This window comes from Pseudomonas orientalis (genome assembly GCF_001439815.1).
GTDB lineage: Bacteria > Pseudomonadota > Gammaproteobacteria > Pseudomonadales > Pseudomonadaceae > Aquipseudomonas > Aquipseudomonas orientalis.
Window position 1 is genome coordinate 317,148 of record NZ_JYLM01000008.1, and the last position, 10,182, is coordinate 327,329.

Sequence of the window (10,182 nt, forward strand, 5' to 3'; positions counted from 1 at the left end):
CGCGGTCGTGCAAACCGCTGTCCGGCTCATGTTGATCATCAATAAAGTGCGTATAATCCGCCGCCATGACTCGAACCCGATCTCCCCGTTCCCGTAAAAAACCTCCTTCGCGCAGCCTGCGCCCGTGGCTGGGCTGGGCGCTCAAGCTCGGCCTGGTTGGCCTTGTGGCGCTCGCCGGCGTCGCGGTGTACCTCGACGCCGTGGTCCAGGAGAAGTTCTCCGGCAAGCGCTGGACCATTCCGGCCAAGGTGTATGCACGCCCGCTGGAATTGTTCGCCGGCCAGAAACTGAGCAAGGAAGACTTCCTCACCGAACTCGATGCGCTGGGCTATCGTCGCGAACCGGTGAGCAACGGACCGGGCGCGGCGACCGTCAGCGGCAATACCGTCGACCTGAACACCCGTGGCTTCCAGTTCTACGAAGGCCTGGAAAAAGCCCAGCCGGTACGCGTGCGTTTTTCCGGCGATTACGTGGCCGAGCTGTCGTCGCTCAATGGCGCCAAGCTGCCGGTCGTACGTCTTGAACCGCTGATGATTGGCGGCATTTACCCGAAGAACCTGGAAGATCGCATCCTGATCAAGCTCGATCAGGCGCCTCCGTATTTGCTGGAAACCCTGGTCGCCGTCGAAGACCGCGATTTCTACAGCCACTGGGGCGTTTCGCCGAAGTCGATTGCCCGCGCAGTCTGGGTCAATACCTCCGGCGGCAAGATGACCCAGGGCGGCAGTACGCTCACCCAGCAGTTGGTGAAAAACTTCTACCTGACCAACGAGCGCAGCCTGACGCGCAAGCTCACCGAAGCCATGATGGCCATGCTCCTGGAGTTGCATTACAGCAAGCAGGAAATCCTCGAGGCGTACCTCAACGAGGTCTTCGTCGGCCAGGATGGTCAGCGCGCGGTGCACGGTTTCGGCCTGGCCAGCCAGTTTTTCTTTGGGCAGCCGTTGTCTGAATTGAAGCTGCACCAAGTTGCGCTGCTGGTGGGGATGGTCAAGGGGCCGTCCTATTACAACCCGCGTCGCAATCCGGAACGTGCGCTCGAACGGCGCAACCTGGTGCTCGATGTTCTGGAACAGCAGGGCGTTGCCACGGCCGAACAGGTCGCTGCCGCGAAGAAAATGCCGCTGGGCGTCACCACGCGCGGCAAACTGGCGGACAGCTCGTTCCCCGGCTTTATCGATCTGGTCAAACGTCAGTTGCGCGAAGACTACCGCGACGAAGACTTGACCGAAGAAGGCCTGCGTATCTTCACCAGCTTTGACCCCATTCTGCAGATGAAGGCCGAGGCGTCGGTCAATGACACTTTTAAACGCCTGACCGGCCGTAAAGGCTCCGATGAAGTAGAAGCTGCGATGGTCGTGACCAATCCGGAAACCGGTGAAGTCCAGGCCATGATCGGTAGCCGCCAGGCCAGTTTCGCCGGTTTCAACCGTGCTCTGGATGCCGTGCGCCCGATCGGTTCGCTGGTCAAGCCTGCGGTTTACCTGACCGCCCTGGAAAAGCCGAGCAAGTACACGCTCACCAGTTGGCTGTCGGACGATCCGCTGTCGATCAAAGGCGCCGATGGTCAGGTGTGGACGCCAAAGAACTTCGACCGCCGCTCCCACGGCACCGTGTTCCTGTATCAAGGGCTGGCACATTCCTACAACATCTCGACGTCGCGCCTGGGGCTCGAAGTCGGTGTACCGAATGTCCTCAAGACGCTGGCGCGATTGGGCATCGAACGGGAATTTCCGGCGTTCCCGTCGATGCTCCTTGGGGCGGCAGCCATGAGCCCGATGGAAGTGGCCACCATGTACCAGACCCTGGCCAACGGTGGCTTCAATACCCCGATGCGCGGTATTCGCAGCGTGCTGACCGCCGAGGGCGAACCGCTCAAGCGCTACCCGTTCCAGATCCAGCAGCGTTTCGACGCGGGCTCCATCTATTTGATCCAGAACGCCATGCAGCGCGTGATGCGTGAAGGTACCGGGCGCTCGGTCTACAGCGTGCTGCCGTCGAACCTGACACTGGCGGGCAAGACCGGCACCAGTAACGATTCGCGCGACAGTTGGTTCGCAGGTTTCGGCCAGGACGTACTGGCCGTGGTGTGGCTGGGCCGTGACGATAACGGCAAGACGCCGTTCACCGGTGCGACCGGTGCGCTGCAGGTCTGGACCAGTTTCATGCGCAAGGCTGACCCGTTGCCACTCAACATGCCGCAGCCGGACAATATCGTGCAGGCCTGGATTGATCCGCACACAGGCCAGGGTTCCGACGCCAACTGCCCGGGGGCGGTGCAGATGCCGTATATTCGCGGCAGCGAGCCACCACCCGGTGCCGCCTGCGGGGGCAGTGCCCCGGCTGACGCGGAGTCGGTGATGGATTGGGTCAAGGGCTGGATGAATTAAGCAAAGAGGGTTTCAAGTGAACAAGTTGTGGATTCCAGCGATTACAGTTCTGGCTTTGCTCGGCGGTTGCTCAAGCGTGCAACGCGGCTCCATTCCGGTGGTGGACGCGAGTACGGGCGTCTCCAATAGCGAGCGGATTTCAGCCAAGGGCGGGTTTCGTCAAACCGTGACCAACCGTCCGGCACAGGCCAAGCCGCAGGCAATGCCGCAGGACTCGGGCGTGGTGGTGATGGTGCCTGGCAGTGGTGCTGCCACCGCAGCTCCGATCAGTGCCGAACCCTGGACTCCGGGGCCAAGCACTTCGGGGCCGGTCGATGCCACGCCGATCCAGACGGCGCCGGTCAACCAGGGCACCTACAACATGCCGTCGACGCCGAGCGGTATTCCTTCGTCGTCCAATGCAGGTGGCCTGTCGGCTGACGAACAACTGGACGGCCCGGTATTGGCGTTGCTCACCACCGCCCAGCAACAGCAAGCCGGCGGCGACCTCAATGGCGCTTCGTCGAGCCTGGAGCGTGCCCAGCGCGTTGCGCCTCGCGAACCGCAAGTGCTGTATCGCCTGGCCCAGGTGCGCATGGCCCAGGGTGATGCGCCGCAAGCCGAGCAGTTTGCTCGCCGTGGTTTGAGCATGGCCAACGGTCGGCCCGACCTGCAGGCCAGCCTGTGGGCGCTGATCGGCGACGCGCGTGCCGCCCAGGGTGACGCCGCCGGCGCTGCCCAGGCTCGGGCAAAAGCCAAGGTCAACCTCTGATGGATGCACGTTTTCCGGCGATTGCTGAACAGCTGTTGTTGATCGAGCGAGAGCTGCGCGTGCAGGGCTGGTGGGATGAAGTATCCCCCAGTGCCGAAGCGCTCGGCAGCGTCGAGCCTTTTGCAGTCGACACATTGGATTTTCACCAGTGGCTGCAATGGATTTTCCTGGTACGCATGAAGCAGATTCTCGAACAGGACCTGCCTTTACCCAATGCTTCCGGAATTCTGGAGATGGCCGAGATGGTCTATGCTGACCGCCCTCGGGAGAGCCTTGGCTTGCGCAATGCGCTGAAAAAGTTCGACCAATTGATCGCTGACGCTCGTTAATTGCCTGACTGCCGGTTTTTCCGGCAGTCTTGCGCATATTTCTACCGCTTGACGACATTCAGGCGAGTTTTATCCCTCCTCAAAGCCCTTTCTCCTACGTTCTCATGCGCTTAGTTGGAAAAAAGCGCAATTATTGCTTGACTTGAAGGGCCTGAAACAGAAGAATCCAAAGTCCGCTGTATCGGGACTGCCAGAAGCAGGCCCGCTCAGCAGATCATGAGGCGCACATCCGCGCCGACCTGTAACACCCGCAACGCGTTACCTCGCGCTGGGTGGGAAAAGCCCGCAACACTTGGGACGATCCCAATACTTGCTCAGTCAGTGCTGACGTAGTCGGCGACCACCGTCGCTCATGCTCTGTTGAGAAGTAAACCTATTAAGACCCGTCGGTTTTCAACGGACGGTATTCTGGCGTTTTAGAGGTGAACAACGTGGAGCTTTTATCTGGCGGTGAGATGCTCGTCCGCTTTTTGCGTGACGAAGGCGTCGACTATATCTACGGGTACCCGGGTGGTGCTCTGCTGCATGTCTACGACGCACTGTTCAAGGAACCGGCTGTTACCCACATCCTGGTTCGCCACGAACAGGCCGCGACCCATATGGCTGACGGTTACGCCCGTGCCACCGGTAAAGCCGGTGTGGTACTGGTCACGTCCGGCCCAGGCGCAACCAATGCCATAACCGGTATCGCGACTGCTTATATGGACTCCATTCCGATGGTGATCATTTCCGGCCAGGTCGCCAGCACCATGGTCGGTACCGACGCGTTCCAGGAAACCGACATGATCGGTATCTCCCGGCCGATCGTGAAACACAGCTTCATGATCAAGCACGCCTCGGAAATTCCGGAAGTCATGAAAAAGGCGTTCTACCTCGCGCAATCCGGTCGCCCGGGTCCTGTGGTGGTGGATATTCCCAAGGACATGACCAACCCGGCCGAGAAATTCGAATACATTTTCCCGAAGAAAGCCAAGCTGCGCTCCTACAGCCCGGCCGTGCGCGGGCACTCGGGGCAAATCCGCAAGGCGGCCGAAATGCTCCTGGCGGCCAAGCGCCCCGTACTGTACTCCGGTGGTGGCGTGATTCTGGGGGGCGGTTCCGCACCGCTGACCGAGTTGGCCAAGCTGCTCAACCTGCCGGTGACCAATACCTTGATGGGCCTTGGCGCATTCCCGGGTTCGGATCGTCAGTTCGTCGGCATGCTCGGCATGCACGGCAGCTACACCGCCAACCTGACCATGCACCACGCCGATGTGATCCTCGCGGTGGGCGCGCGTTTCGATGACCGCGTGATCAACGGCGCGAGCAAGTTCTGCCCGAATGCCAAGATCATCCATATCGACATCGACCCGGCGTCCATTTCCAAGACCATCAAGGCCGACGTGCCGATCGTAGGTCCTGTTGAAAGCGTCTTGACCGAAATGGTCGCAGCGCTCAAGGACATCGGCGAAACGCCGAACAAGGAATCCGTTGCCAGTTGGTGGAAACAGATCGACGAATGGCGCGGCGACCGCGGCCTGTTCCCTTACGACAAGGGCGACGGCAGCATCATCAAGCCACAAACCGTGATCGAGACCCTGTGCGAAGTGACCAAGGGCGACGCCTTTGTGACCTCCGACGTGGGCCAGCACCAGATGTTCGCCGCGCAGTACTACACGTTCGACAAGCCTAACCGCTGGATCAACTCCGGTGGCCTGGGCACGATGGGCTTCGGTTTTCCGGCGGCCATGGGTGTGAAACTGAGCTTCCCGGAGGCTGACGTTGCCTGTGTCACCGGTGAAGGCAGTATCCAGATGAACATCCAGGAATTGTCGACGTGCCTGCAGTACGGTCTTCCCGTGAAGATCGTCTGCCTGAACAACGGCGTGCTGGGCATGGTTCGTCAGTGGCAGGACATGAGCTACGGCAGTCGTCACTCCCATTCCTACATGGAATCGTTGCCCGATTTCGTCAAGCTGGTTGAAGCCTATGGCCACGTCGGCATGCGCATCACCGATTTGAAAGATCTGAAGCCGAAGATGGAAGAAGCGTTCGCCATGAAGGACCGCCTGGTGTTCATCGATATCAAGGTCGATACCAGCGAGCACGTCTACCCGATGCAGATCAAAGACGGCTCTATGCGCGACATGTGGCTGAACAAGACGGAGCGTACTTAATCATGCGGCACATTATCTCCCTGCTTCTGGAGAACGAACCCGGCGCTCTGTCTCGTGTTGTCGGCCTGTTTTCGCAACGCAACTACAACATCGAAAGCCTGACCGTGGCGCCGACCGAAGACCCGACCCTGTCGCGCCTGACGTTGACCACCGTGGGCCACGATGAGGTGATCGAGCAGATCACCAAGAACCTCAACAAGCTGATCGAAGTGGTCAAGCTGGTCGACCTGTCGGAAAGCGCCCATATCGAGCGCGAGCTGATGCTGGTTAAAGTCAAGGCGACCGGCGCCCAGCGTGCCGAGATCAAGCGCACTACCGATATTTATCGCGGGCAGATCGTCGATGTGAGCGCCAGCGTCTATACCGTGCAACTGACCGGTACGAGCGACAAGCTGGACAGCTTCATCCAGTCGATCGGGACGGCCTCGATTCTGGAAACCGTACGCAGTGGTGTCACCGGGATTGCCCGTGGCGACAAAGTACTCAGCATCTAACCCAATTAGCGAATGGCCTTACGGCCTGGATATATAGAGGAACCTCATGAAAGTTTATTACGATAAAGATTGTGACCTGTCGATCATCCAGGGCAAGAAAGTCGCCATTATCGGCTACGGTTCCCAGGGTCACGCTCAAGCGTGCAACCTGAAAGATTCCGGCGTTGACGTGACCGTTGGCCTGCGCAAAGGCTCGGCTACCGTTGCCAAGGCCGAAGCCCACGGCCTGAAAGTGACCGACGTGGCTTCCGCTGTTGCGGCTGCCGACCTGGTCATGATCCTGACCCCGGACGAGTTCCAGTCCGCGCTGTACAAGAACGAAATCGAGCCGAACATCAAGCAGGGCGCTACCCTGGCCTTCTCCCACGGCTTCGCGATCCACTACAACCAGGTTGTGCCGCGTGCCGACCTCGACGTGATCATGATCGCGCCGAAGGCTCCGGGCCACACCGTACGTTCCGAGTTCGTCAAGGGCGGCGGTATCCCTGACCTGATCGCGATCTACCAGGACGCTTCGGGCAACGCCAAGAACGTTGCGCTGTCCTACGCGGCCGGTGTTGGCGGCGGTCGTACCGGCATCATTGAAACCACCTTCAAGGACGAGACTGAAACCGACCTGTTCGGCGAACAAGCCGTACTGTGCGGCGGTACCGTCGAACTGGTGAAAGCCGGTTTCGAGACTCTGGTTGAAGCGGGCTACGCGCCGGAAATGGCCTACTTCGAATGCCTGCACGAACTGAAGCTGATCGTTGACCTCATGTACGAAGGCGGTATCGCCAACATGAACTACTCGATCTCCAACAACGCCGAATACGGCGAGTACGTGACCGGCCCGGAAGTGATCAACGCCGAATCCCGTCAGGCCATGCGCAACGCCCTGAAACGTATTCAGGACGGCGAATACGCCAAAATGTTCATCAGCGAAGGCGCTACCGGCTACCCTTCGATGACCGCCAAGCGTCGTAACAACGCCGCTCACGGTATCGAGATCATCGGTGAGCAACTGCGCTCCATGATGCCGTGGATCGGTGCCAACAAGATCGTCGACAAAGCCAAGAACTAAGTCGTACGTATCAAGGGAAAACGCGGCTTAGGCCGCGTTTTTTCGTTTGGATAAGCGGGTTCTGGTATAAAGCTGCATCGTTGCGGGCGAACACTCGCCGCAAGTATCTGTCGAATTTTTTTCACCCCGTTGCAAGGTAAAGTCCATGAGCGAACGTCCCGAAGAGCCAAACCAGGCTTGCGACGCCGAAAGCATGCTGCCGATCGATGAACATGTCGAAGAAGGGCATGACGCGGAAGGCCGCAAGGTCCGGCATCGTGGCATCTATCTGCTGCCCAACCTGTTTACCACGGCAAATCTGTTTGCCGGTTTCTATTCCATCATCAACTCGATGAGTGCCCAGAGTGCATTGGCCGCTGGTGATGCGGCGAGTGCGAGCAAGTACTTCGGTTTTGCTGCCATCGCCATCTTCGTCGCCATGGTGCTTGATGGCCTGGATGGCCGTGTGGCGCGCATGACCAATACCCAAAGCGCCTTCGGTGCCGAGTACGACTCGTTGTCTGACATGGTCGCCTTCGGTGTTGCCCCTGCGCTGCTGGCGTTTGCCTGGGCGCTGGGTGATATGGGTAAGGTCGGCTGGATGGTGGCCTTCATCTATGTTGCAGGAGCGGCGTTGCGTCTGGCGCGCTTCAATACCCAGGTAGGCACTGCCGACAAGCGTTACTTCATTGGCCTGGCCAGTCCTGCTGCCGCGGGAGTGGTGGCGGGTATCGTCTGGGCATTCAGTGATTACGGCATCCAGGGGTCGAAGATGTCGTTCCTGGTAGCGCTGATGGTTGCAGCGGCCGGCATGCTGATGGTCAGCAACATCAAGTACAACAGCTTCAAGGAGCTGGACCTCAAGGGGCGTGTGCCTTTCGTGGCGATTCTTGTCGTGGTGCTGGTGTTCGCGGTGGTGTTCAGCGATCCGCCGCGCATTCTGCTGTTGGCCTTCCTGGTCTATGCCGCTTCCGGGCCGATCCAGTACCTGCTGCATCTTCGCCGGGACAAAACGTTGCCTTAATGTAATTTCCCCCATACTCCGCAGTCTATTGGTGCACCTGTCCTCCAATGCTGCGGAGTTGCCATGTTAATCAAGATCCCCAAAGCGTCCGATTGCCATGAATCGGATGTCACGCCTGAATCTTTCTACCTCTCTCGCCGCAGCTTGCTCGGTGGCGCGCTTGCCGGTATTGCCGCGAGCAGCCTGCCCCGATGGGCCAGTGCCGAGGAGGCGGCACGCTATGCCGATGTCGAGCCGGGCAGGGCGCCTGACTGGTTTGCGCAAAAGCTCCCCGGTACAAAGTGGCAGGCAGTGACCGTCAAGGACGAGGCCATCACGCCGTTCAAGGACGCAACCCACTACAACAACTTCTATGAATTTGGCACGGACAAGGGCGACCCGGCGGCCAATGCAGGTTCACTCAAGACTGAACCCTGGAGCGTTGTGATCGATGGTGAGGTCGCCAAGCCTGGACGCTACGCGCTGGAAGACTTCATGAAGCCTTACGAGTTGGAAGAGCGCATCTATCGTCTGCGGTGCGTCGAGGCGTGGTCGATGGTTATCCCCTGGATCGGCTTTCCCATTTCCGCCTTGCTCAAGCAGGTTGAGCCTACTTCCAAGGCGAAATTCATTCGCTTTGAAACGCTGCAGGATCCGAAGAGCATGCCGGGGCAGCGCTCCAGTTTCGGCTTGATCGACTGGCCTTATATAGAAGGGCTGCGCCTGGACGAGGCGATGAATCCATTGGCGATCCTTGCTGTTGGTATGTACGGGCGAGAATTGCCTAACCAGAACGGTGCTCCGTTGCGGTTGGTCGTGCCGTGGAAGTATGGTTTCAAGAGCGTGAAGTCGATTGTGCGCATCAGTCTTGTCAGCGAGCAGCCGAAAACGACCTGGCAGAGTATTGCTGCAGATGAGTATGGCTTCTATGCGAATGTGAACCCGACGGTTGACCATCCTCGCTGGACCCAGGCGCGGGAGCGCCGTTTGCCGAGCGGCCTTTTCAGCCCGAATGTGCGTGAGACCCAGATGTTCAATGGCTACGCGGATGAGGTGGCTTCTTTATATACGGGCCTCGACCTGCGGAAGAACTATTGATGCGTTATCCACTCTGGCGCTTCGGCGTGTTTATAGCAGCGGCGGTATGGCCGTTGTTCTGGCTGTATGAAGCCTGGAGTTTTGCCCTGGGGCCAGACCCTGGGAAAGTGCTGGTGGATCGCCTGGGCCTGGGTACCTTGATTCTCTTGCTGATCACGCTTGGGATGACTCCGCTTCAGAAACTGAGCGGTTGGGCGGGGTGGATTGCGGTACGCCGACAATTGGGGTTGTGGTGCTTTGCCTATGTGGTGCTGCATCTGGCGGCTTATTGCGTATTTGTCCTTGGGCTTGACTGGTCGCAGCTGGGGGTGGAATTACGTAAACGTCCGTACATCATTGTTGGCGCGTTGGGGTTCGTGGCGTTACTGATTTTGGCGGTGACCTCCAATCGTTATAGCCAGCGACGGTTAGGGGGTCGTTGGAAGAAGCTGCACCGTTTGGTCTATGTGATTCTCGGGCTCGGTTTGCTGCATATGCTCTGGATAGTTCGGGCTGATTTGAAGGAGTGGGCTGTCTACGCTTCCATCGGTGCGCTGCTTCTTCTAGTGCGGGTGCCGCCGGTGATGCGTCGAATCCCTCGCCTTATTGCTAAAAAAACGCCTTCTGCAACAAAACTGTAATTAGCCCTTGACGGCAGATTCTGGGCGCCTATAATTCGCCCCACTTCCGGCGCAGTCGAAACGGAAAACTCCTTGGTAAACAATGAGTTAAGTAGGTTTCGACAGCAGGTTGCTTCAGTTCATCGAAGCCAAAAGGAAGTTGAAAAAGAGGTGTTGACAGCAGCGTGTAACGCTGTAGAATTCGCCTCCCGCTTACGAGAGATCGCAAGCGCAAGTGGTTGAAGTTGTTGAAGAATTCTTCGAAAACTTCTGAAAATAACCGCTTGACAGCAAATGAGGCTGCTGTAGAATGCGCGCCT

Annotated in this window: 10 protein-coding genes; 9 read left to right on the top strand and 1 reads right to left on the bottom strand. The window is 58.7% G+C overall.

All coding sequences use genetic code 11. The features are described from left to right. Positions 1-65 precede the first annotated feature (65 nt). The 9 genes from mrcB to msrQ all read left to right on the top strand — a co-directional run bounded on the left by mrcB (position 66) and on the right by msrQ (position 9,883). Positions 66-2,390 carry a penicillin-binding protein 1B gene (gene mrcB / locus TU82_RS20555; RefSeq protein WP_057725045.1) on the top strand — a complete coding sequence of 775 codons (2,325 nt, stop codon included), beginning with the start codon at positions 66-68 and terminating at the stop codon, positions 2,388-2,390. Positions 2,391-2,406: 16 nt separating this feature from the next. Further along, on the top strand, positions 2,407-3,141 hold the full coding sequence (locus tag TU82_RS20560) for a tetratricopeptide repeat protein (RefSeq protein WP_057725046.1): 735 nt from the start codon (positions 2,407-2,409) through the stop codon (positions 3,139-3,141). Beyond that, entirely contained in the window at positions 3,141-3,470 is a 330-nt protein-coding gene (locus TU82_RS20565) for a YqcC family protein (protein ID WP_057725047.1), read from the top strand. Before TU82_RS20560 ends, TU82_RS20565 begins: the two co-directional genes overlap by 1 nt. Positions 3,471-3,901: 431 nt before the next feature. Continuing rightward, entirely contained in the window at positions 3,902-5,626 is a 1,725-nt protein-coding gene (locus TU82_RS20570; RefSeq protein WP_057725062.1) for an acetolactate synthase 3 large subunit, read from the top strand. A gap of 2 nt (positions 5,627-5,628) precedes the next feature. Then, positions 5,629-6,120 carry an acetolactate synthase small subunit gene (gene ilvN, locus TU82_RS20575; protein ID WP_003176102.1) on the top strand — a complete coding sequence of 164 codons (492 nt, stop codon included), beginning with the start codon at positions 5,629-5,631 and terminating at the stop codon, positions 6,118-6,120. A 46-nt stretch (positions 6,121-6,166) separates the two neighbouring features. Then, positions 6,167-7,183 (top strand): ketol-acid reductoisomerase, encoded by a 1,017-nt coding sequence (gene ilvC, locus TU82_RS20580; protein ID WP_057725048.1) that lies wholly within the window; start codon positions 6,167-6,169, stop codon positions 7,181-7,183. A 145-nt stretch (positions 7,184-7,328) separates the two neighbouring features. Then, positions 7,329-8,186, top strand: a complete 858-nt coding sequence (gene pssA, locus TU82_RS20585) for a CDP-diacylglycerol--serine O-phosphatidyltransferase (protein WP_057725049.1) — start codon at positions 7,329-7,331, stop codon at positions 8,184-8,186. Between the two features lie 63 nt (positions 8,187-8,249). Next, the gene (msrP, locus tag TU82_RS20590; protein WP_057725050.1) at positions 8,250-9,263 is read left to right on the top strand and encodes a protein-methionine-sulfoxide reductase catalytic subunit MsrP; all 1,014 of its coding nucleotides are present in this window, start codon (positions 8,250-8,252) and stop codon (positions 9,261-9,263) included. Beyond that, positions 9,263-9,883, top strand: a complete 621-nt coding sequence (gene msrQ, locus TU82_RS20595) for a protein-methionine-sulfoxide reductase heme-binding subunit MsrQ (protein ID WP_057725051.1) — start codon at positions 9,263-9,265, stop codon at positions 9,881-9,883. The genes msrP and msrQ overlap by 1 nt, the downstream gene beginning before the upstream one ends. 28 nt (positions 9,884-9,911) lie before the next feature. On the opposite strand, the gene TU82_RS29020 is transcribed toward msrQ, so the two are convergent. Then, positions 9,912-10,182, bottom strand: a 271-nt coding sequence (locus TU82_RS29020) for a hypothetical protein (protein WP_211269736.1), incomplete at its 5' end; no start/stop codon positions are given.